The sequence below is a fragment of the Sutcliffiella horikoshii genome (genome assembly GCF_002157855.1).
In the GTDB taxonomy this organism is placed as follows: domain Bacteria; phylum Bacillota; class Bacilli; order Bacillales; family Bacillaceae_I; genus Sutcliffiella_A; species Sutcliffiella_A horikoshii_C.
The window spans coordinates 3,918,107-3,942,173 of the sequence record NZ_CP020880.1; the positions used below are offsets into that span (position 1 = coordinate 3,918,107).

At 39.1% G+C, this 24,067-nt stretch carries 15 protein-coding genes; 5 read left to right on the forward strand and 10 right to left on the reverse strand.

All coding sequences use genetic code 11. The features are described 5' to 3' along the window. Positions 1–273 precede the first annotated feature (273 nt). On the forward strand, positions 274–639 hold the full coding sequence (locus B4U37_RS19920) for a DUF3889 domain-containing protein (RefSeq protein ID WP_088019652.1): 366 nt from the start codon (positions 274–276) through the stop codon (positions 637–639). 101 nt (positions 640–740) lie between these two features. Here B4U37_RS19920 and B4U37_RS19925 read toward each other — a convergent pair whose 3' ends face one another. Beyond that, entirely contained in the window at positions 741–1,682 is a 942-nt protein-coding gene (locus B4U37_RS19925; RefSeq protein ID WP_088019653.1) for a Ppx/GppA phosphatase family protein, read from the reverse strand. 151 nt (positions 1,683–1,833) lie between these two features. Between B4U37_RS19925 and B4U37_RS19930 the strand changes: the two genes are divergently transcribed. After that, positions 1,834–3,960 carry an RNA degradosome polyphosphate kinase gene (locus B4U37_RS19930; RefSeq protein WP_088019654.1) on the forward strand — a complete coding sequence of 709 codons (2,127 nt, stop codon included), beginning with the start codon at positions 1,834–1,836 and terminating at the stop codon, positions 3,958–3,960. Positions 3,961–3,998: 38 nt separating this feature from the next. On the opposite strand, the gene B4U37_RS19935 is transcribed toward B4U37_RS19930, so the two are convergent. After that, on the reverse strand, positions 3,999–7,079 hold the full coding sequence (locus B4U37_RS19935) for an efflux RND transporter permease subunit (protein ID WP_088019655.1): 3,081 nt from the start codon (positions 7,077–7,079) through the stop codon (positions 3,999–4,001). Between the two features lie 94 nt (positions 7,080–7,173). Between B4U37_RS19935 and B4U37_RS19940 the strand changes: the two genes are divergently transcribed. Further along, a complete protein-coding gene (locus tag B4U37_RS19940; protein ID WP_088019656.1) occupies positions 7,174–8,019 on the forward strand; it encodes a TetR/AcrR family transcriptional regulator in 846 nt (281 codons plus the stop codon). Between the two features lie 59 nt (positions 8,020–8,078). Here the strand turns inward: B4U37_RS19940 and B4U37_RS19945 are convergent, their stop codons facing one another. Both B4U37_RS19945 and B4U37_RS19950 read right to left on the reverse strand, forming a co-directional pair. Beyond that, entirely contained in the window at positions 8,079–8,627 is a 549-nt protein-coding gene (locus B4U37_RS19945) for a DUF2812 domain-containing protein (RefSeq protein WP_088019657.1), read from the reverse strand. Beyond that, positions 8,627–8,962, reverse strand: coding sequence for a PadR family transcriptional regulator (locus tag B4U37_RS19950; RefSeq protein ID WP_010200135.1), 336 nt, complete (start codon positions 8,960–8,962; stop codon positions 8,627–8,629). Before B4U37_RS19950 ends, B4U37_RS19945 begins: the two co-directional genes overlap by 1 nt. A gap of 666 nt (positions 8,963–9,628) precedes the next feature. Between B4U37_RS19950 and B4U37_RS19955 the strand changes: the two genes are divergently transcribed. Continuing rightward, a complete protein-coding gene (locus B4U37_RS19955; RefSeq protein ID WP_088019658.1) occupies positions 9,629–10,399 on the forward strand; it encodes a TerC family protein in 771 nt (256 codons plus the stop codon). 257 nt (positions 10,400–10,656) lie between these two features. Here the strand turns inward: B4U37_RS19955 and B4U37_RS19960 are convergent, their stop codons facing one another. The 5 genes from B4U37_RS19960 to B4U37_RS19975 all read right to left on the reverse strand — a co-directional run bounded on the left by B4U37_RS19960 (position 10,657) and on the right by B4U37_RS19975 (position 15,315). After that, positions 10,657–11,727, reverse strand: coding sequence for a serine hydrolase domain-containing protein (locus B4U37_RS19960; protein ID WP_088019659.1), 1,071 nt, complete (start codon positions 11,725–11,727; stop codon positions 10,657–10,659). A gap of 635 nt (positions 11,728–12,362) precedes the next feature. After that, positions 12,363–12,575: a bacteriocin immunity protein gene (locus B4U37_RS19965; protein ID WP_010200143.1), complete on the reverse strand. Its 213-nt coding sequence runs from the start codon at positions 12,573–12,575 to the stop codon at positions 12,363–12,365. 22 nt (positions 12,576–12,597) lie between these two features. Then, on the reverse strand, positions 12,598–14,397 hold the full coding sequence (locus B4U37_RS19970; protein WP_088019660.1) for a ribonuclease YeeF family protein: 1,800 nt from the start codon (positions 14,395–14,397) through the stop codon (positions 12,598–12,600). Between the two features lie 158 nt (positions 14,398–14,555). Then, complete coding sequence (locus B4U37_RS22120) at positions 14,556–14,729, reverse strand: hypothetical protein (RefSeq protein WP_157663858.1); 174 nt, start codon at positions 14,727–14,729, stop codon at positions 14,556–14,558. Positions 14,730–14,748: 19 nt separating this feature from the next. Next, positions 14,749–15,315, reverse strand: coding sequence for a hypothetical protein (locus B4U37_RS19975; protein ID WP_157663859.1), 567 nt, complete (start codon positions 15,313–15,315; stop codon positions 14,749–14,751). A 365-nt stretch (positions 15,316–15,680) separates the two neighbouring features. Between B4U37_RS19975 and B4U37_RS19980 the strand changes: the two genes are divergently transcribed. Next, the gene (locus B4U37_RS19980; protein WP_088019662.1) at positions 15,681–18,797 is read left to right on the forward strand and encodes a cell wall-binding repeat-containing protein; all 3,117 of its coding nucleotides are present in this window, start codon (positions 15,681–15,683) and stop codon (positions 18,795–18,797) included. Between the two features lie 819 nt (positions 18,798–19,616). On the opposite strand, the gene B4U37_RS19990 is transcribed toward B4U37_RS19980, so the two are convergent. Continuing rightward, positions 19,617–23,663, reverse strand: coding sequence for a right-handed parallel beta-helix repeat-containing protein (locus B4U37_RS19990; protein ID WP_088019664.1), 4,047 nt, complete (start codon positions 23,661–23,663; stop codon positions 19,617–19,619). Between the last annotated feature and the right edge of the window lie 404 nt (positions 23,664–24,067).

Here is a 24,067-nt window from a genome sequence, read left to right on the forward strand (position 1 = left end):
CTGGAAATCCGAACCAACAAATCATTGCAACTCCTCTGCAAACTCACCATTATTTCAATATACCATGCCAAAATAGTCGATATTTGTCCCTTCTCCCCCATCCTACGTCAGAAGCAAAGAAAAATAAATTTATTCAAACGTTTGTTTTAATTTTTCTATTTTAAAATAGTGGCATCAGAGGGTCATGCACCGTGCCCCACCTTATAATTCTCCTTACATAAACTAAAATCCCTCCCGTTTGGACACGATAAGTGCTAACTGGAGGGATTATCGATGAAAAAAATTACCATTCTTTCATGTGTGGCATGTATCTCAGCCCTATTAATAGGGAATCAACCTATTCAAACAGCTGAGGCCACACAACTTTCAACTCAACAAGTCCCGAGTTACGCAAAGTGGGGACAGCTCGCAATGAAGCGAACGAAGGAAGCCTATCCAAAAGCGGAGATTGTGGACTATTCCCATCTGGGCAGACAGGAAGGACCGATATTAACAACGGAAAAGTTTAGATTGTGGTTAAAAGGTGCGGATAAAGAGTTCGGGGTCAATGTGACGATTAGTTTTTATAAAGAGACGGAGGTGGTTAAAGAAGTTAAGTTGGAAGAAATAAAGCGGAAAGCAAAGAGTAAAAGGCCTTAGATAGAGAAGCATTCAGAAGGCTTCGTTGAAAAAGGAATGCTTACAAAACAGCCTACTCACTTTTATAGGTGAAAAGGCTGTTTATTTAAGCTCAAACGAAATTAAAGGTAACTACGGGTCGACTTGCCTGTCCCCTCATCACCCATTCGATACCTCCCCAACAAAATGCCATCTCTTAAAGATCTTTTGCTGAAGTGGAAATATGGAGCTTGGGTTATTTGAATTAGGGCAGCGATTGTTTCGATACCTGGAAGGATGATGTCTTTTCTTTTTTTTGAGAGTCCTGCTACTTTGGTTCGCTCATTATGTGATAGTAGGGCGAGCTCTCTGGCGATAGAGTTAATTTCTTCCACTTTCATCTCTTGCTCCAAGGAGCTGTATTTGGCTTGATACATTTTCCCTAAGTTACGAGCGGTTCCTCCAATTCCGATCACTGGATGCTTAGCATCTGTAATCCAAGATATCGATTGGAAATTAGAAAAGAGAAATGCGCGAAGCTTCTTTAACTGTTTACTAGATACTTGTTTTGTCGAGGTAAATTCATTGTTTAATGATACAGCACCAAAGGAGAAGCTATGATATTGCACCATTTCTCGATTGTGAAACAAGGTGACTTCCGTGCTTCCCCCACCTATATCAATTGTCATCCCTTCCTTTATTGCAATGGAATCAATCACTCCCAGAAATCCGTAATACGCTTCCTCGTACTCACTCAGGACACTAAAAGAGTAACCTGTACTCATTTTAATGATCGATAAGATTTCTTCTTGATTGACTGCTTTTCGAATCACAGCTGTTGCAAACCCAATGACTTCTGAAACTCTTAAAGAATCTATTACCTGTTGAAATTGTTTCAGTGTGTTGATAATAATGTCAACACCCTCACTGTTTAAATGTGCATTCGTAGTTAAATGATTCATGAGCCGTGCCGCAACTTTATCTTTTTTTATTTCTTCATAATTTCCATCAGGATGTATTTTATAGATGGCTAACCTAATTGAGTTAGAGCCTAAGTCAATTAGTGCTACAATTTTTTCTTTCACTTCTGTTTTACACCGTCCTTATTGGGTAGGGATTTCACTATTATACAGAACTAATAGAATATATTAGAAAATTTTACATGAATTTCATACAACTTTAACATTGATATGATAGTTTAATTGGTAGCTGGAGAGAGAAGGAGATGCAGATTACGTGCAAACATCCACTGATAACTCAGAAACTATTCAATTAGACAATCCATCCTTTTACAATAATAGAGAGTTAAGTTGGCTTGACTTTAACTATCGGGTGTTACAAGAAGCAATGGATGATCGAAATGCATTATTGGAACGGTTTAAATTTCTGTCTATTTTCAGTTCTAATTTGGACGAGTTCTTTATGGTGCGTGTGGCTGGTTTACTTGATCAAGTGAAGGCGGGTTATAATAAACCAGAAAATAAGGCAGGTTTAACTCCAAAAGAACAATTACAAGCCGTTTCTAAAGTCACTCATGAACTTGTACAAGAGCAGGACCTTGTTTTTCTAGAACAATTAACCCCCTATTTACTAAAAGAAGATGTAAAGTTTGTGTCTTTAGAAGAGCTTTCTCCTAAACTATTATCCTTTTTAGAGAATTTCTTCGATGAACAAGTTTTCCCTGTACTAACTCCTATGGCGGTGGATGCCTACCGTCCTTTCCCTATGTTATTAAATAAATCCCTTAATCTAGCAGTGGTAATTGATGAAAATGTTAAAGATAAAAAGAGGCTTTTCCCATTTGAAGGTCATTTAGTAATTGTTCAGGTTCCATCTGTCATTGATCGCTTTATCGAATTACCGCAAGAAGGAAATCAACGGGTTTTCGTTCTATTAGAAGAAATAATATCCTCTTTCATCAGTAAACTTCTAGTAGGATACCGTGTAAAATCTGTCACTCCTTTTCGGATTACACGCAATGCAGATTTGAATTTCCATGAGGACGAAGCAGATGATCTGTTGTTTGAGATTGAAGAAGAGTTAAAAAAACGAAAAAGGGGTGCAGCTGTCCGGTTAGAAGTACAACATCAACGAAGTGATGAAGATGTGATTGCATATTTGAAGTCAGAACTAGAAATCCATAATAAAGACGTTTATAAAGTTAGGGCTCCACTAGATTTAACATTTTTATTTTCATTCTGTAAAACAATCCAAAAAACTCATGAACACATTGGGACAACAAACCATGTTCCTCACTTTCCTGTTGATTTGGAAGGGGAAGGAGACATTTTTGAAAGAATTCGTAGAAAAGATGTACTTTTGCATCATCCTTATGATTCCTTTGAACCAATCATTGACTTTATTTCACGCGCAGCAGATGACAAAGATGTATTAGCCATTAAACAAACCCTTTATAGAGTAAGCGGAGATTCTCCCGTTATTGGAAGCCTAAAGCGTGCTGCGGCAAATGGAAAACAAGTTACAGTACTTGTGGAATTGAAAGCTCGTTTTGATGAAGAAAACAATGTTCAGTGGGCAAAAGAGCTTGAAAGAGAAGGTTGTCATGTTATTTACGGTATGACTCATTTAAAGACACATAGTAAAATCACCCTGGTGGTACGACGTGAAGAAATGCGAATCCAAAGATATGTACATTTAGGGACCGGGAACTATAATGATGCAACAGCCAAGATCTATACTGACATGGGGCTTTTGACGGTTGATAAGAAAATTGGCATTGATGCGACTAACTTTTTCAATTATCTAAGTGGGTACATGGGAAAACCGACTTACCATCACTTTTCCGTATCACCATTTGGGATTAGAGATAGCTTTATTCGACTTATTAATGATGAGATTCGTTTTCACAAGCAGTCGGGTAATGGACGGATTATATTAAAGATGAATTCATTGACCGACAAATCCATCATCAAAAAGCTATATGAGGCATCCATTGCAGGGGTCAAGATTGACTTAATAGTAAGGGGAATTTGCTGCTTACGACCAGGCATAAAAGGAGTAAGCGAAAGTATAACTGTACGGAGCATAGTAGGTAGATTTTTAGAACACACAAGAATCTATTGTTTTCACCACAATGGCGAAGATAAATTTTTCCTATCATCCGCTGATTTGATGACCCGCAATATGGAAAATCGCGTGGAGATTTTATTTCCCATCTTAAGAGTCCATCTAAAAAAACGAATTCATGAATCCCTGAACCTCATGCTAAAAGATAATTGTAAAGCACGAGAACAGGGAAGTAACGGAAAGTACCAATATGTTAAAAGAACAGAGGACGAAATAAAAATAGACAGTCAACAATATTTAAGTGGGGCACCGTACCTGTCCCTTCCATCCATATAAAAAAGAGGCGCCCACCCCCGGACGCCTCTTTCCTCTATCTAATTCTCCTGCACTTCTCTACGATTCTTCTTAAATATCTTCGATAACACCTCATACACTATCGGCACAATGATCAGTGTCAACAGTGTAGAACTTGTCAGTCCACCGATAACGGTAATTCCGAGTCCTTTAGAGATCAGGCCTCCGCCACCGTCGATTGCTAGTGGGATCAGTGCTCCGATGGTTGCGATAGCTGTCATTAGAATTGGGCGTAAACGGGTTGCGCCTGCTTCTAGGATGGCTTCGCGCATCGTCAATCCGTCGCGTTCCATGTGGATGATCCGGTCGACTAGTACGATGGCGTTCGTTACGACGATACCTATTAGCATGAGTAGACCCATCATAACAGGAACCGAAATCGTCTCCCCAGCCAACAATAATCCGACAAATGCACCGATTACAGCAAATGGTAAGGAGAATAGGATCGCAAATGGTGCAACTCCTTCACCAAATGTTACAACCAGGATGAAATAAACGATCGCAATCGCTGCAAGCATCGCAAGGCCTAGCTGTGTGAATGTTTCTTGCATGTCTGCTGTCACGCCGGCAACTTCCATTGTGACGCCGTTTGGAAGTTCCACGTCACTGATGGCGTCATCCACTTCTGCCGTAGCTTTGGAAACGTCATCGCCAATGACCGTTCCGCTGACAGACGCGTAGTATTCGCCTTTTGATCGAGCAAGGGTATTCAGCGTCGTGCCTTCTTCCACTTCCACAAGCTCTGAAAGTGGCATCGTCGTACCCATAGCTGTCGGAACTTCTGTTTCTAATAATTCATCAATCGATTTTGGCTGCTCTTGTTGTTCTTGTTTTACAATCACATCAAGGGTTTTGCCGTCTTTTTCGACATTCGTCAGTACTTCTTCAAATTGCGGGCTGAGCATCATCACGATTTGACCTGCTGTCAGACCGTATTGAAGCAGCTCATCTTGACTTACTTTTAACGTATGCTCGACATAGGCTTCTTCAGCAGTGGACGAAACATTTTCGAGTGAATCTGTTCCGCTCATCGCGTCTTCTACCTTTTTCACGGCTTCATTTAAGTTATCAAGGTTTTCACTTGAGAACGTATAACTGATCTCGTTAGATGCCATCGCTCCTCCAGTTGCGAAGTTTTGGCTCTTCCACTCACCGGATTGACCGATGTTGAACACATAGTCTTCCACTTCCGTTCTTGCTTCAGGGAAGTTTTCCATGTCTTTGTCAAAAATAAGGTACATCAACACACCGTCAGAGCCGCCGCCCATCATGGCCATCTGCTCATTGGCTCCGTCTGTTACAGACAGCTGGACAATATTAATATCGTCACGTTCCATCATGGCTTTTTCGACTTCTTCCACATTCGCGAGGGTCTCATCTTTAAGTTCCCCTGCCTCAGGTGTGTACGTTAAGTACATTACTTTTTCTTCTTCGCTTCCTAAAAAGCTGAATCCGATAAGCGGTGTCAGTCCAAGACTTCCTACCAATAAAACAACCGCAATAATAGACGTAATGATTTTATGATTCAAGGACCAGTTCAAGGCACCTTTGTACCAGTTTGCAAGCTTGCCTACTTCCTTATGACCGCTTTCTGTCTTTTCGCTATAAAGCTTTTTTCTGAAAAGGAAGTGCGACATCGCTGGAACGATGGTTACCGCCACAATCAGTGACGCTCCAAGCGCGAAGGTCATTGTCAGGGCGAACGGCATAAATAGCTCTCCAACCATTCCGCCGACGAAGATAAGCGGTGCGAAAACCGCAACCGTTACAAGCGTCGAAGAAAGGATAGGCTTGAACATTTCAAGCGTTGCTTCCCGAACTAGTTCGCGTCCAGTTAATTTTTCTTCCTTCAGATGCAATCTGCGGTATATATTTTCCACAACAACGATGGAGTCATCGATAACACGACCGATTGCGACCGTCACCGCTCCAAGTGTCATGATATTTAACGTGATATCCATCCAATTTAAAAGTAAAAATGCCATGAAAATCGACACCGGAATGGACACGATGGAAATCAAGGTGGATTTAATATCTCTTAAGAATAAGAGGATAATCAAAATCGCAATTGCGCCACCAAACAAGGCTTTTTCTACCATCGTTGTAACGGATTTCTCGATCGGTTCCCCTTGATCGAGCGTTACATCGACCACTAAACCGTCAATACGTTTTTCTTCTTCTTCCATTAACGACTTAACATCGTTCACAACATCCACTGTGTTTGCTTGTGGATGCTTTAATACTTGGATTGCGATAGCGTCTGCTCCGTTCGTTCTGGAGACAGATTCCACTTTCCCAATTACTTCGATTTCAGCTATATCACTTAATTTTACAAAAGGAACTTGAACCGTGTCGGACGGAGTGACAGGAATTAGCATTTCCTCCAGTTCCGCTGCGGTCATGAATTTGCCGTCAACAGAAACTGCTTCCTCTCCCTCTTCAAATTCGTAAAGTCCCAAGGAAACATCCATGTTGCTTGCTTGGATCATCTGTTTGACGTCGTCTTCTGTTAACCCAAATTCTGTCATGCTCTCTGTGTCATACCGAAGCTCGACTTCTTCTATATGCTGTCCCGCAATGGTCGCGGACGCAACGCCTTCAAGCTTTTGGATTTTCGGAAGCAAGGACTCTTCTACAGTTGCCGAAAGTTCCACGATATCCTCTGTTTCACTGCTTGCACTTAAGGCAACAACAGGCATCATGTTCATGCTGATCGAGTTTACCATTGGTTCTTGGGCACCCTCAGGAAGTTCCACATCATCCAATGCTGAAGCTAACGCTCGCTTCGCCTCATCCATATCTGTTCCATATTCATATTCAATCTGTAAGTTTGCCATGTTGGAATACGAGTTGGAATAAACCGCTTTTACATTGTCTAATCCTTCCGCCACCTGTTCAAGCGGAATAGAGACATCCTCCATCACAGTTTCTGGTGTAGCTCCAGGATAAACATCCATCACCATCAAAAATGGGATTGAGATATCTGGAATCGTTTCCGTTTTCATCTTTGTACCGGAATAGATCCCTGCTACGGTAATAATAATAGTCAGTAACCATACTGCCAGCTTATTTCTAATTACAAAATTGACTAACCCTCTCACGGTTGCACCTACCCTTTTATTGACTTTATATACTCCATTTCATATACTAATGACTATCCGGTCATATGTCAACGAATTAGATAGGAGAAAACACATGTCTAAAAAACAGCAAATCATGGAGAAAGCCACAGAACTTTTTGCAAAACAGGGCTTTGAAGCCACTTCCATTCAACAAATAACAGAGCAATGCGGCATATCCAAAGGGTCTTTCTACCTGTCTTTTAAATCAAAAGACGAATTGATCATGGAGATGCTTGACCACTTTTTTATGGAGGTCACAGCGGAAACTGACCAGTTAGTCAATTCCAGTAAAAATGATGCCAATCTACTTTTCAAATTCTATAAATTGATGTTTCATTTTTTCGCAAAGCACGCCGATTTCGCAAAAGTTCTCATAAAAGAAATGCCCCACTCTTTGAACCAGGAATTACTGATAAAATCTCGGACCTATGATATTCAGACGTCGAAGAACATTTTGGACATGGTGGAGAGTATCTATGGGGACAAGGTTCAGGCAACCAAATTTGACCTTGTCTACTGTATAAAGGGATTTCTTCGAATTTATTCGGAGCTGTTTCTTTTTTACGAGGTGGAGTTGGACATGGATTTACTATGTCAGTCGCTTGTGGAAAAAACGGACAGTTTGGCGAAGCATTCTAACATTCCTTTTATTACGGAAGACCTGGAGTTTTATTTGAAGAATGCTGATAAAATCGGGGATTCTGATTCTAAGGAGGACGTGCTTGCTTTGATGGATCGGTTTGCCGGGGATATGGAAGATTCGGTGGTTCGCGAATCGTTGCAGATGCTGCGGGAAGACATTATGGAACCTTCACTGCCGCTTGCAGTTCGAAAAGGCTTGATTGAGAATGTGCGGGTCCGCGCTGACGGGAAGTGGCTGGCGTTGGTGTTGGATCGGTGGTTCGAGGGTAGTTTTTAGAGACAGGCACCTCGACCCATTGACGGGTCGGCGTGCCTGTCCCGTCAGCCCCCAATCCCCTATCTCTTCCACTTTCTCACCCGATACACATACCCCAAATAAGGCAGGCCAGTAAATATTAGGCCGATTAGAGCTAGTATTTCTATAATCGTAAAGGTCACTTTGATTGGTGTTTCATAGGTTTGATAGAAGGATGCTGAGGTGAATAGATAGAACACGGCTGCAAGGGCAATATTCACAAACAGCATCAAGAGGGCCGCCTTCCCCATCGATTTTTTCTCGATTTGATACTTTTCTAGAATGGAAGATTGATCAGTATAGATTGGCGCAATGTCCTTTGGCGCACTGAACAGATGAATGTATCCGCCTGATGTTCCTTCATGCTTCCATCCAGCCTCTTCGAAGTATGCAAAGTAATCTTCGTCTGCTTCCTTTCGATAATCCAATGCATACTGCAATTCCACAGGGGAAGTCTTTCTCAACTTATATCCCAGAAATGAAAACTTCTCAAAGACCCAGCCTTTTCGAGCAAGACCTGCCAGCTTTTTCATGTCTTTTTCTTCATCAAATGCCAACCCACCACTTGCTACATATTTCGTTTGTGTCATTACTCCTTCACTTCCCCATTTAAAATTTGCTTTGCGTGACGAATCATCATTTCTCGCCTTTGGATGTCTTTTTTCAATAAATCCAAGCCTTGTTTCGTAGCAATATAGGTTTTGCGTTTGTCCGCTTCCTCCGCCAATTGCTCAATCATCCCTGCAGCCAAAAGCTTCTTTATTGTCGTGTACATAGATGCCGGACCAATGGAAAATTCGTTGTTTGTCAGCTCTTCAATGTTCTTCATGATCAAATAACCATGCCGCGCCTCTACTAAGGAAAGCAAGATATAAAAGGAAGTATCAGTCAGCTCCCCTGTCTCCAATGCATCATTTCTCGCCATCATTTCACCCCTTTGTATCATTTAATGATATATCATTAAATATAATATATCGTTTAATGATATAGTGTGTCAACTATTTTTTGAACTGAGGGAACAGCCACGCCCACCCTTAAAAATATTTCTCTTGCAAAATAATTCAGAACATAATATTATAATCTTAATAGCACATGAGTTAGTGCTACGCTCGATTTGAGCCTATATACTCCAAAGGGGAGTAGCTGACAGTTATGTCGACAATACGTGGTAGCAATATCACCGGCTTAACTGGCAACGTTAATGTTGTTTGCGAGACCTTTGCCATTATGGTAAAGGGATATATTTGTGTATATTCAAACCTTTACCATTTAGTTGGTAAAGGTTTTTTTGTATTTTCTTAGGAGGGATTCGCGATCTAAACTACACGATCGATAGCAAAAACAATCAAGATAAAAAACTCATTTAAAAAGGAGAAAAGCGAACTTAATTGAAATACCTTTTTGAAAAAAATCTATTAGTCTGGTTAACCTTTATTGTCACATTGAAATTGTATGCAGTATCGATTTTAACCTTGGACCTTCACAACCCGCCAAGATCATTGGCATTACCGTCATCACCAGCCATTTAAATGAACCTTGTTTTACATGATGGACAAAAATAATAGATTAATGGAGCGGAGGAAGATTATAGTTGGATATTGGATTATTGCTTGAATATGGTTGGGTGTTGCTCATTCTGATTGGACTGGAAGGAATTCTTGCGGCGGATAATGCGCTTGTTATTGCAACAATGGTAAGGCATTTACCGGAAAATCAACGAAAAAAGGCTTTATTTTACGGATTAGCAGGGGCATTTGTGTTCCGATTCGGATCCTTGTTCCTTATCTCCTACCTTGTACACATATGGCAGGTTCAGGCTGTAGGGGCGTTATATTTGCTGGGGATCGCTGTATATCATCTTTTGAAAAAGCATGTATTAAAGCCTAAGCTCCTAAAGCATGCGGAGGAAAAGAAAGGCTCCGGCTTTTGGATGACTGTTATAAAAGTAGAGCTGGCTGATATCGCCTTTGCTGTTGATGCAATCCTTGCTGCAGTTGCACTTGCAGTCATGCTTCCGACAACAAACCTTCCAACAATCGGTGGTTTGGACGGTGGACATTTCGCCGTCATCTTAGCAGGCGGAATCATCGGATTGGTCATCATGCGCTTTGCAGCTGGTTACTTTGTTACGTTGCTTGAAAAACGCCCTGGACTAGAATCTGCTGCATTCTTCGTCGTCGGCTGGGTAGGGGTAAAACTTGGAGTGTACGCACTTTCCCACCCTGAACTGGCAATCCTTTCAGAAGGATTTGCTAAAGGGGCTCCTTGGAAAATTACATTCTGGACTGTACTTGTGCTAATTGGGGTGTTTGGGTGGATTCTTTCCAAAGAGAAACCAAAGGTGCAACAGGTGGAAGATTGATGTGATGGGTTGCAGGGACACAGAGTCCTGCAACCCTTTTCTTCTTCCCAAAAAACTATTCACCATACTATGCGTAAATAGTCGATATTCCCCGATGCACTGTCACTCCATATTTACCAACATCAAGAACGAAATTAATCAAACGTTTGTTTGAAAATTATTTTACAACAAAAACATACTGAAAAAGGTCTGAGGAAATTCTCCTCAGACCTTACTTTTTCGCATTAAAGTATAAACGGGGCGTCGTGCCTGTCCCCTCAACCCTCCAGTTCTATATAATCAATCAAGTAGTTTCTCAGTAATGCATAGTAAATGCTATAGTCATTGTCCAGAATTCGTGCTGTGAAAACGACGATTAAATCTTCTTCTGGAACGATGAATATGGTTTGCCCTTTATCTCCTGCTCCAAAGAAATATTCCTTGCCTCCTTCATATTTTCCTATCCACCACTGGTATCCGTAGCCGTCTGTGTATAAATACCTGCCATCAGAATAGATTTCGGTACTTTCCTCCACCCAACCTTCTGGCAATACTCTTTCTTCCTTCCAAATGCCATCGTGTTGCATAAGATAACCTATTTTAGCCAAATCATATGGGGGAATATGGAGACCTCTACCACCTTCATAGTGTTCTCCGTGCATTTCCCACTGGTAATTACTTATTTTTAATCGACTAAATAGATTTTCCTCTGCAAAGTCCAGCAATGTTTGACCAGTTGCCCTTTCTAAAATAATGGCTATTATGTCCGTCGTCCCCGAGTTATAAGTGAATAATGTGTCAGGTTCTTGCACGAATGGTTTATTTAGGACATAATCAATTATGTCTTTTTGTCCAAACCTAGCAATTTCAAAATCTTTATTCCATCGAAGCCCCGATCTCATCGTCAATAAATCTTTTATGGTGAGTGTTTTTAGTGTTTCATAATTTTCCATATTACTAATTTCAGGTATAAAATCTTCAATAGGCTGATTAGCACTTTCAATATGTCCGTTATGTATGGCCATCCCCATAAGGATAGAAATAACACTTTTTGTTACCGAATTGACCGAATAAATAGTGTCATTTGAATTTAATCCATGCCCATAATCTACTACGACCTTTCCTTCTTTTATGACAAGCATGGTGTGGATTTCAGGGCGTTTTTCAAGCGCATGATACAGCCCATTTTCCCTCTCGGGTGGGAAAACCACTTCTTCCTCATTTGCAACCTCCCATGTTTCTTCCGGATACGAGATTTCTTCAGTGGAGGATGCTTTATTAGCGAAAGAATAATAACTTACAATTAATATTAGACCGAGCAACAGGACGACTCCAAGCGCTTTTTTCATCGCTTAACTCCTAACAAATAAATTTGTGTAAATTATTTTAAAAAGAAGAACAATGACTTATTCTCCTTTTTTCTAGTTATTTTATGGGGTTGGTTCTGCCACCACCAGAACCTCCTCCGGTACCTGGATCAATATGTACAGGTGTTCCTTGTGGGGTTACCACTAAATCACTTGTAACTAATTCCATGTTTATCACCTTTCTTAACTTAATTATATTGAATATTCTTCCTTTTTTGTATTGAGAAAATAATAAACTTTTGTACTATTAATCACACCAAATCTTTTGCTTTTTTTCAAATTTTGAAATAGTTTGTGGGGTAATTTTACTAGATCCGCCTTTTATTTTGGTTTTTCCCAAATAATAAAGCAAATGGCTTGAAGATTTTAATCCTCAAGCCTTAAACACTCTACCAGTTACCAATCGCTTCTTGAAAGCTGTCCTCTAATTACTCATCAAAGGAATTATACCTATCAATTTCTTTTAGCTAAATTCACCCTCTTTTGCGTCCAATAACCTTGTGAGAAGAACTCATAGAAATTTTTTGTTGTGTAGCCTCCTACTCTGTTCCATGCGATAATCGGGCATTCACGATTCTCCATTTTTATTCCGTATGCTTCCCAATTCCAATCCCCACCTATAAGTAAATGTTAGGTTTATAATTAAGTGCTCTGTTAACAATCTCTTCTGCACTTAATTCCTCCTCATTCCAAAATATCAGGTCACTTACATTGGGATGAGGCACACTTGCTTCTACCTTATCTATCAAATTGTCTAATTCTTCTTCTGATCCATCAGCATTTAAAATTTTCTCTACGATACTAACTAATTCTTCTTTAGTTAATTTCAATTAAGTTCCACTCCATTCTTATCTATTTATTCCCAAAATGATAACTCTTACTTAGTATATCTTGATGGAGGCGGGGTGAAACAATTAATAAATTGTCTATATCATATACTCCTCCCCCATGATTAATCGGAGTAAGATGATGTAAAACATAGCTTTTCTGCTTCCCATAATGTTGGGATTTCGAGGCAATTGGCGCAAAGCCCTTTTCCATTCTCTTAATATTGGCACTACTAAATTCACCTGCGTATGAAGAAGTTGAAACTGTTTTCCAAAATTCACTTCTAAACGCATCAAAATTTTTAAAACTTTTTCCTTTTAATCTATCAGCAACTTCTTTAGGTACCACACCTGCATTCCCATCTGTACCCCTCATTATAACTTTTGCATTGGAAACTTTGTTAGTTGTAGCAACACCTGGTGTATGTCTTATATTTATATTATCAGCATTTTTTTCAACTTTGGATAAGGTTAAGTGATTCTGCGCTTCCACTCTATCACGTATTACCATACTATCCATCACATTGTGCGGCACTCCAGCAAACCCTGGTTGCAAATGATGAGCAGGCATTATGTGCCCCATCAACTCACGCACCCGCTCCAACCCAGCCACAGATGAACCCTTCACAGAACTCGTCACTTTCTCCCGCTGATTCTTCAGCTTAATATCAAGGTCTGTCTCCACCTTGGTACCTAGCTTCCCAGCAATACCACCTACTTTGGAAAGCCCTTTATCACCCACAACGGAAGTTCCGATGATGGTTGTCGCATAACCTAGCCATTCGCCTCGGCTAGTCGCATCGCCGTGGATGACAGATTCGTTGAAGGAGTTGTAGAGCTCGTGGCCGATTTCTAGCACCAGGCCCGGGTCAGATACTACTGCGTCTAAGAATTCTATTGTTTCTTTTAGCACTTGGTCCGGCTCTGTCGCTAAGCGTTTAATGCCATCCCAGGTGTCGGAAGCAGCGCTGATGATTCCTGCTCCAAAGCCATTGGTGAAGTCCCAGAATGCTTCCCCGGTGGTTTTCTTCTTCGGCTCCGGTCGTGCACAACTCGGATTTGCCCATTGATCAAACGATGCCGCATACCCTATCGGAAAAAACACGCCAAGCTCTGGAAAATGTTCGCTGTTCCATCGCTGCATGACAGTTTGGTTATACAGCTTTGTCTGCAGTTTTCCGTAAGCCTCTAGATCCTGAAGCATGACCGGTGAGAAGCTGGTCAACTTTATCTTACCAGAAGCGAACTGCTGGCTCATTTCTTCTATGTAATTCTGTAGGAGAGATAGGTCCTCGGTTATCGCTGTGAACGACTGGGTTTGTTGGTGATCGAACTGACGCAGTTTGTCCACGGTTTGATTTGCTGATTGCTTGGCTTGTTGGATGCCTTCGTGGAACTGGTGATCCTGTAGCCTTGGTAGGTAGACGATGTCACTGATACGGCTAAGCTGGGCATTTGTCTCTCCTGTCAGGTCGGTCACCATTCGGTTAATTTGGTTCAAGCCGTCCTTCAACTCACTAGCCAGGAAACTCTCGTCAATAAATCCGCGCGAGTTGTCCTCGAGGCCGTCCAATTCATATTGCAGTTGTTGAAGCTTAGATTGAAAGTTTGCCAGGAACGTTTGAAAAAATTGAAGGAATGGGAGGTGTGCATATTCATAGAACCGCCTGATTGCACTGGCCCCTTTGCCGCGGAAAGAATCTTTTGAAGAAACAAACGACCGAATTCCGCTCTTTACATGATTTAATTGCTTCTCGAGTTCCGACAGTTGCCAGCTCATTTCCTTGATTCCATCGTGCAGGGAGGATACGTCTAAAACTTTCATGGTTCGCCTCCTATCTTCAAGTTTTTACAGAAACTGTATATGCATAAGTATGACGGTTCGACATTGGTGGGGAGATTCCTGCTTCGGGGTGGAAAATGGGAGGAATGGACTATGGGGAATTGAAATAAGAGGCGGAAAGGTTTTCGCCTCTCTGTTTTCTATTGTCTCTTCCCACTTTTAAAAACAAAAAACAACAAAGAGAGAAAGAATAATATATTTGATAAGTTGACTAGTAGCTTTATTTCTTCGTTTAAGTCTTTTAACCCTAACAGGATGTCTACTGCTGATGTAACCCCAGTAATAACCAGCACAATTAAAAAAAATAAATACATGTTTTACTTCCTTTCAATTTTAAAGTAGGAAAAATATTATTGCTCTTGAGGTAACATCTGCTAAATAACTAGGTACCCCTACTTTTTTTAAGGCATTAGATAACCCAGCTTCGGCAGTGCCCGTGAAGTCTACTAAAATATCTAAGGCTTCCATTAAGACTTGGTAACTTAAATAATATTTTAAACTCTTTTTTGCATTAGCAGTCAAAGGCAGTTTATCAACATACTCTTTAATTTGTTCATCCCAAGCTCGAGATCCAACATTTTTTAGCTTCCTTATCATTTGTTTAGCTGCCGTTTTAGCAGCCATACCTTTTAATCCGTATGTAGTAATCTCACCAGGTTGTGGTGGTGGATTTATACCTAAATTACTGCTAACAGTACCAAATAATGCATAGTAATCTACCTTACTTAATTCTAGAGCAACCTCTGGATCAAGCTCTACATTCGAAAGTCCAGAATCAGCATTTATTGCGAATTCAATTTCTTTATTTGCTATTTGTGCCGAATTAGCAGGTGTGGCAATAGTTGACAACATTAAAGCAGATACCGATATCAAACCAAACTTTTTAATTTTTTTCATCATTAATCATCCTGTCTATAATCTATAGGTAGCAAGCAATCTTAACCTCTTCACTCACTATATAAAACAAACCTTAATTTTACCTTAACCTAACCATAAAGAATCCTTAAAGTAATAAAAAGTGAACAAACTTCTCACATAGTTTAAAGAGTACTCCTTAATGTATATTTAATTGCTTAGGGCTTGACCATTGAGAACTCCTACTTCATTCAAGGTTCAGTCCCTAATGACTCAAATAAAGCCATAAAAAACCCCAGTAACAAACCTTTACCCCTCCTTAACACACCCTTACAAAAAATCAACATGGCATTAATTATCGTAATCTATCATTAAATTTGTAAAAATAATTTAATGGGGGATCGGTTGCTATGAAAACACGTTTTCTTTCTTTTGGTCTTGTTGTACTTTTGCTATTATCTAGTATTTTACAAGTTCCTATTGCGCAAGCTGAGGGCAGTTTAGAGGATGATGGCAAGTTCAAGATTGTAATTTTGCCTGATACACAAGTGTACTCTAACCATTTTCCAGAGATTTATGATGCTCAGACGGAGTGGTTAGCAAGTAATTATCAGGAAGAAGATATTCAATTTGTGATGCATGTTGGGGATCTTGTGGATGGGAATGAGCAACGCCAATGGGATAATGCGGATCGGTCTATGAAAATGATGGATGATGCAAATGTTCCATATGGTGTGACGATTGGAAACCACGACATGGGTGGAAACGGTGCGAACTATGTGAAGTACTTTGGAAAAAGTCGCATGGAAGATAAGCCAGGCTACTTGTCTCACTCTGAGAATGAACTGAATTCCGCTTATACTTTTGCTGCAGAAGGCCGTGAGTTTTTAGTTTTATTTTTAAACATTGATGCAACTGATGAGGACCTGGCTTGGGGGCAAAGTATTCTTGATGCCCATCAGGATAAACCGACGATATTGATTACGCACACATTGATTCAGCCGGACGGAGCGCAGGCTAATGTCCCATATGTGAGAAAAACGGATGGAAATTCGCCACAATATATTTTTGATGAATTTATTTCCAAAAACAACCAAATTTTTATGACTGCAAATGGGCATGATCACGGTGCGTTTAATATCACTCGTACAAATAATGAAGGCCTAGAGGTTAATCAATACCTAGTTGACTATCAAGGGGGTACGAAAGGCGGAAATGGTTACTTGCGTATGATAGAGTTCGACTTAAATAATGATACTCTATCTCATACGACCTACTCCCCTTATACCGATGACTTTATGACTGATCGCTATAATGCGTTCACAGAGACATTTGAATTTGAACGCCGTTTTAATAATGAAAGCAGTACTTTCTCACCTGGAGACATTATTACGCCAATTGTTGCGGGATTCTCCTCTTTTGAAGAGCGTTGGGGAGAACGATTACCTTCTCAGCTTACGGACGGGTCTGGGATAAAAGGGTATGAAGGACAGACGGAAGTGGATCAAAATTCAATCCACAATAGTAATAGCTTCAAAAGTGCCAAGGATGGCATGTGGAATTCCCAGTACTTAGGGGTAAAACAAAATGGAAATTTAGAAGGCGATAAGACAAACGTGAAACCTCTAGAAGAACGCGGAGAGTACTTAATCTTCGACCTCGGCCAACGTGTTAACATTAAGAATGCATTAATTTGGCAATATGGGGAAGGCTCCCTTGATGCCGAGCTTGAAAAGATGGGTGCAAAAGGGATAGATGTTTATGTATCATCTGATATGACAATTACAGACGCATCCTTTACGAAATTAACGTCGATTGAATTGAAAAAGCATGAAGCAGGACAGCCTTTAGCAGCACAAATCAAAGCAATCAATGCTACGAATGCTAAGTTTATAAAATTTGTTTTCACTTCCAACCATGGGGATATCCGTTCTGTCGGATTAAGTGAAGTAAGATTCAGTGTGGATGGTAAAGAAATAGTTCAGGAGCCGCTGAATATTCAACCAGAAATACAAGTTAAGCCTGCTGATTATGTAGTAGGTACAGGCGAAGAATTCACCATTGCCAAAACCGATTCCGCTACACCAGATGGTTGGGCTAACTATATCGGTCAGTCCATTACCCCTTACCAACAAGGAATTGAGGGTACTGGAACAATCAATGAAAACGCAGAATATGCCTTGTTAAAAGAATTCACCGTGTTTATTTTTAACCCTAATCGCATTCCGGAGCACCTGGATGCTTATAAACCGAGCGATGCACCTGGGGACTCTGATACACTTGGTGATAAAAAGTATGAGTTTACAACAACTAGCAACGAAGCATATTCCTTTGACTCTCTTCCTTTAAGTAGAGCACATTACTCTGAAGAAAAATCAGAACCATATCAAATCAACAGTACAAGAACTGGTATGAAAGCGACTTACGTGTTTGAAGAACCGTTAAAAGTAAAGATGGATGAAGAAGTGATGTTAGTCTTCAATAAATCAACTGGTTTGAGATATTGGCAGTCTTCCCATTATGATGGGGGAAGTTCTTTATTTACAAACGGTCCAAGTGAATCAGGGAACTATCGCTTGTTACCTTTTAAAACAGACATCGATTTCATTGCAACTTTAGAAAATGCAGTAGTAAAAGAGGAAGTAACGGAGCGCGTAAGAGGTGCCAATCGCTATGAAACAGCAATTGCTATATCTGAAAAAGGCTGGGCTGATGGAGCCGACACAGTTGTATTAGTAAGAGGAGACGCTTTCCCAGATGCTCTAGTAGGTACACCACTGGCGAAAAAACTGGATGCGCCTATCTTACTTACAAAAAATAATAAGATCGAGGATAAGACATTAGCAGAAATTGAAAGACTTGGTGCTTCCAAAGTAGTTATATTAGGTGGAGAAGCAGCCATTTCTTCTGATGTATCGGAGACGCTAGAGAAGAAAGGCTTAACCGTAGAGCGAATTTCAGGAAAATCTCGCTATGATACTGCAGTAAAAGTAGCCGAACAAGTCGGCGGTCAGAAGTCCAGAGCCTTTTTGGTAGATGGAAAAAAATTCGCTGACGCCTTGTCGATCGCATCTTATGCGGCGAAGCACGGGTACCCAATCTTCTTGACACGTCAAGACTCCTTGCCTAGTGAAACATATCAAGCTATTAAAGGATATAGAGAAGTGGTCGTTCTTGGTGGGCAAGGTGCCGTATCAAGTGGCGTATTCAGTCAACTACCAAATAAGCAAAAGACAAGAATCGGTGGCGAAAATCGCTATGACACTGCGGCTGAAATTGCCGAATATTTTGGATTAGACAATGACCATCTTGTTGTAGCAACAGGCTATGACTTTGCAGATGCTCTCTCCGGATCTGCGTATGCGGTAGAGACTGATAGCCTACTTGTCCTAACGAGAAAAGATCACTTACCTGCAGAAACTGCTTCTATTATCAAAGATAGAGAGTTTAAGACTTCTACTATTTTAGGTGGAGCAGAGGCTGTGTCGGATGAGGTAAAGGCAATGGTGGAGAGTTTAATAAAATAAGTATGAGGACGGAGGTTTTGCTTCCGTCCTTTTTAATGCTTTAATTTTGGAAGAATAAATAATCTAGCTATTAGGTAGGGAACGAATGCAGATGTAAATAAATATAAAGCTTTTAAAATAAGGTTATCTATTTTTAAATAATAGATTTCAATTTCGAAAGCAAGAATATGAACTAGAAATATGATAATGGCTAATATCCACTGGGCTTTTTTGGATACATTATTCATGTAGAAGCAATGTCCTGTTTATTACTACTGTTAGCTGACTTAATATTCATATTTAGGCATGGTTCTTTTTTCTTCAAACAGCCCCCTCCTTAAATAACTGTTAAATACCCGTATATCTTCTTTAGTTACCAATAATTGTAATCTTCTAAACGATTTAATAGGATAGTTATTTTGTACAGAAAGTTTTTTTCCTCAAGAAATTATGACAAGCTATGGTATTCTCTCCTTACAACACATCATAAATGGATAGAAAAAGATAAATAGGGGTTCAGAAAGATATCATGTACTTTATCTACCTAAACCACAAAATATATAATAATCTGTAGGGCTTGTTATATTAAATAGTAAATAGATTGGCGATAACCTTTGAAAACTATCTCACTATACTATGCGAAAATAGTCAATATTACTCGTTGGGCTCTAATCCATCACGTACCAACGGAAAAAAAAATATTAATCAAACGTTTGTTTAGAAATAATTATTCGAAAAAGATTTAATATAAAGAGGTCTGAGAAAATCCTCAGACCTTACTTTTTCACATGAATTTGCTGACGGGTGGACGTGCCTGTCTCCTTAACCTTCTATGATTAATTATGCTCGCACCAATATGTCTTCAAAAAGAATTTCGTTCATATGGTTTGCATGTCTATTTTCTTTCGGTATTCTTGCAATTCGGAAGTCGGCATTTTTTATTGCTTTATTTACGATGTTTCTAACAAACCCAGCATTTCCGAATGTATGGTTACGACCGTTATAGCATTCCGTGTAATAGTTGTGTAATTCTTCATCTACTCCACCTGCTAAAGAATATCCTTTTTCACTAAGAATGAGTTTTGTTATTTTCATTAGTTCATCCGGTGTGTAGTCTTCGAAAGTCAGATGGTTGGCAAACCTTCTTCTTAATCCTGGGTTGCTATCTAAGAACTTTTCCATTTCCCGTTCGTAACCAGCTACAAGAACTAAGAATTTGCCTCGATCATCTTCCATTCTTTTAAGAAGAATTTCAATAACCTTGTGTCCTGGGTCCTCGGCACCGTATTGTGTTAACTGATATGCTTCATCAATAAAGAGGGTCCCCCCCATTGCTTGGTCCATGTATTGAGTAATGAGTTTTTCACTTTCCCCAACATGAGTCCCAATTAATTTATCTCTATTAACTTCAATGAGGCTTCCACGCTCTAATACTCCGAGTGCTTTATAGATTTTGGAAATGATTCTGCTTACTTCTGTTTTACCTGTACCGGGATTACCTCGTAATACGGTATGAAGTGCAAGCTCTTGAATGTTTTTGTTCTCTTCTTTATAGTAACGAACAAGGGTAACGAGTTTTTCTATTTCCTCTTTGACGTTTGATAAACCAATCATCCTATTTAATTCCCCAAGTGCTTCGGTTAACAGCTCTTCATTAATTGGCACTTGGAATTGCTTGTTTTCGACTCGTTTTGTCGCCGCTAACACATCTTGTTCATTTAACGTTTCTAGCAACTCTTTTGTCCACTGATCCCGTGGAATGCTTGAACACCTATTAGACTGTTTTTGGATAGTTTTCTCGACAATATTTCGTACTGTCCTTCCATTAGAGAAGAAGCGGTCTCTTTTTCTCCATAAAAGGGTAAATTCATCAAATAGTGCTTTTTCACCTAGTTCGCTCAGGCAATGGTTTTTTTCATGGATCATCTTTTTAGCTATCGCTACCATTTCTTCAGGCGTGTAGTCTTCCAGGTATTCTTTTTTCGCAATTCTACTATCTAAACCTGGATTTGATTCTAAAAATTGTTGCATTTCTTTTTCATACCCAGCAACAATGACCATAAATTCTCCACGTCGGCTTTCCATCTCTTCTAATAAAACAGCAATAGCCTCTAAGCCGAAGTCGTTACCTCCGCCTTTATTTGTTAGTTCATATGCTTCATCAACAAAAAGTACTCCACCGATAGCCTCGTCAATTTTCCCCTTTGTTTTAGGAGCGGTATGACCAATAAATTCTCCAACGAGTTTTTCTCGGTTAACCTGTATAACATGACCCTTCTCCAACAGGCCCATTGCTTTATATAGCTTTCCAAACAACTTTGCTACGGTTGTTTTTCCGGTCCCCGGGTTTCCATAGAGTACAGTATGGGGAGCAGCCGGCATTATTTGTTCCGGGCTACCCACTCCTAGAGATGCTTTTAGTTTATTTACCTCAATCAGGGTAATCATTTCTCTAATATCTTGCTTTAATGGTTCCATACCTATTAGAGAATCTATTTCATCTAGGATAGTTTGCAATTCCGGGTTTGTGGTGGAGGCAGATGAAGTTTGGTTAGCTGACACTTTACTACTAGAGTCTTTCATTAACTTGGGTTTTAATTCCAATTCATGCATTCCAATATTATAATATATCTCCATACCTTTAAACTCTTCTACCTTTAATAATTCATCAAGTTTTGAAGTAAAATTAGGCACATAGTAATTATCTGAACTATAAATATACCCTTTTACTCCCATTTCAACTACTAGGTCTTCCAATTCGTATTTTTTAATCTCACTTAATTTTTCTTTACCATTAAAGAAATCATAAGGATCATTTATTGACAAGGGTATTTTGCAATCGCCCAAGAAGTAATCAATTTTTCCATTATCCTCAAAAAGTTTCTTGAATCCAGGGATATCAATTGTGGACCCTTGTAGCGAAAATCCTGCAAATGTTACTCCCTCGTAATCAAACGTTCTACCATCTAAATATATAATGTCAGTATCTACGAAAAGGTCTGTTTTGTTTCTTTCATAATAATGTGTCACTGCTAACTTTGGAACAGAGTAATAATGATCAATCCTTCTAATAGTATATTTATTTATTCCACCTAATAAAATAACAAGGTCTGGTTGCTCAACCGGGAAGCGAATATCGTTAAACTCCATGTTGCTATACATAACTATTTTCAGCTTGCTTCCTTTACTATCCTTTCCATTAACCACTGAAGTTGATTTTACCGTCTTTTCATTTAAATTTAGATAACTTTGCTCACAGACATTATTATCTTTTACATTATTTCTTATAGAACACTCAAAAAAGGCACCTGTGCTTTTGGTAAGTGATACGCCAAAACCTGGACTATCTACAATTGTACAGTTACGGAATAAAGGGTTTTTCCCCTCTATAATTTGCACATTACAGTTTAAGTTATTGGAAATTTGACAGTGATTAAAATACCCTATCCCATTCTTATCGATGAATACACCTGAATTGGCACAATCAGAAATTTTGCATTGAGTAAATTCAGGATAAGAATATTTTGAAATAACAACCCCATAACCAACTTCATTAGAGATGTGGCAATCCTGAATTTTACCTTCTCCATGGTTATCGTTTCGAAAAAAACCGTACAACTTACTGTTTTTTATAATGGGATTTCCACCATCAATAAATATCGAGTGCGATTTATTGGTATGGACATGGCAATCTTCCATTACACCGTCTCCAAAAAATGTTACTCCACCCTCATCGGAGTTATGAATGGTACAAGCTTTCAATTGTGGATTAGCATACTTTTTAACCAATACGTTAACCTTTTTATTATGGTGAATTGTACAGTTCTCAAACGTTCCTGTTTTTTTCTCTTTAATATGTATTCCATTGTTTTCTCCACTATGAATATCACATTTTTGGAAAGAAGGGTTGTTTTCACTTTCGATTAAAGCATTTACAGAGTTATTTTTTATCTCGGTATTATTTACTATTCCAGTAGAAGTATTTCCGAAATAAATACCGGCAACTCCATTTTTATATAGGGTACTTTCATTTACCATTATTTCTTTATCCATTACATTAATGCCGTGCAATTTATTATCGTAAACTGTGCAACCTTCCAAAGTGGCTTTTGCGCCTGTGTCTATGAGTATTCCAGACAAACGACTTTGATATATTTCAGAGTGTTTCACCGTTATGGTAGCATCTTGATGAACCCTGATATTATTTTCTTCATGGCTGTATACTGGGCAGTTCTCTATTAGAAGGTTGCTATTTGTCTCGACTGATACCCCATTTTTACTTCCTTTATATATTTCACTGCCATTTATATGACCGCTTGATTGATTGATAAGATATAGTCCGTTACCAGCGTTACTATAAACCTTGCTATCTACAATACTAAAAAACGCACCATCGGCATGTATACCATTGTTGCTATTATGATGTATTTTACAGCCAATAATCTTAGGGAAAGCTCCGTTTGAAACATATACCCCACTATTATTACAAGTACTTATTTCGCAATTTTCTATTGTTGGTTTAGAAGAATCGCCAACAATTATAATTCCATTTCCTGTTTCTGAAGTAATAGAACAGTTGGCTATGATAGGTGTACCGCTTAAATGAACAGCATCCCCATTCCCAACATGTTTGATTGAAAGATTTTCTAATTTAGCATTTGAATTATTTATTCGTATGGCATAGTCATCATTGGATTGAATGACGACTGGGGCATCTTCGGAGTTCCCTACAATTTCTACAGCTGCATTAATGGTTAAGCTTTCTTTATACATACCAGGTTGTACGATTATTTTAGTACCATCTTTTGCTTTATTTAAAGCCTGTGAAATAGTTCTGCAACCAAAGATAGAAGTCTTTGAAACTGTAATTTGATTTGAGTTAAACATGATTTACCTCTCTCTGTTAGAATGATTCATAATTTGCAAGATAATATGAGAAAAAAGAATAAGACAAAAGGTAAGATTATATTAGAGTGTTAAAAAAAGTGGAATTAACACAAGGGGGATGCTCATTGAGAAACAAAAACTAGAAATCTTACTTGGGATTTGAGTTTCTCTATTCTTATTTCTATTATTTTTACTCTGCAAAGTGCTAGTTAAGAATACGATTAACACACCTAAAGGAAGAGAATAGTAGATAAAACTTTCTCGACCATGAATTAGTAATAAGATAATGGTTAGAATTAATCCGACTAATAGACCTCTCATTTTGCCCTCCAATCAATTTTACTACGAGACATTTTATTAACACTATTTTACCAAAGTATTTATTGTAACAAAAGTAAAATAAA

Bases quoted from the DNA above. Each gene is read 5' to 3' on its own strand.
- B4U37_RS19990 (WP_088019664.1), bottom strand. From the start codon at position 23,663: ATGTTTAACTCAAATCAAATTACAGTTTCAAAGACTTCTATCTTTGGT.
- B4U37_RS19950 (WP_010200135.1), bottom strand. From the start codon at position 8,962: ATGGCGAGAAATGATGCATTGGAGACAGGGGAGCTGACTGATACTTCC.
- B4U37_RS19975 (WP_157663859.1), bottom strand. From the start codon at position 15,315: ATGATGAAAAAAATTAAAAAGTTTGGTTTGATATCGGTATCTGCTTTA.
- B4U37_RS19920 (WP_088019652.1), top strand. From the start codon at position 274: ATGAAAAAAATTACCATTCTTTCATGTGTGGCATGTATCTCAGCCCTA.
- B4U37_RS19980 (WP_088019662.1), top strand. From the start codon at position 15,681: ATGAAAACACGTTTTCTTTCTTTTGGTCTTGTTGTACTTTTGCTATTA.
- B4U37_RS19945 (WP_088019657.1), bottom strand. From the start codon at position 8,627: ATGACACAAACGAAATATGTAGCAAGTGGTGGGTTGGCATTTGATGAA.
- B4U37_RS22120 (WP_157663858.1), bottom strand. From the start codon at position 14,729: ATGTATTTATTTTTTTTAATTGTGCTGGTTATTACTGGGGTTACATCA.
- B4U37_RS19940 (WP_088019656.1), top strand. From the start codon at position 7,174: ATGTCTAAAAAACAGCAAATCATGGAGAAAGCCACAGAACTTTTTGCA.
- B4U37_RS19960 (WP_088019659.1), bottom strand. From the start codon at position 11,727: ATGAAAAAAGCGCTTGGAGTCGTCCTGTTGCTCGGTCTAATATTAATT.
- B4U37_RS19970 (WP_088019660.1), bottom strand. From the start codon at position 14,397: ATGAAAGTTTTAGACGTATCCTCCCTGCACGATGGAATCAAGGAAATG.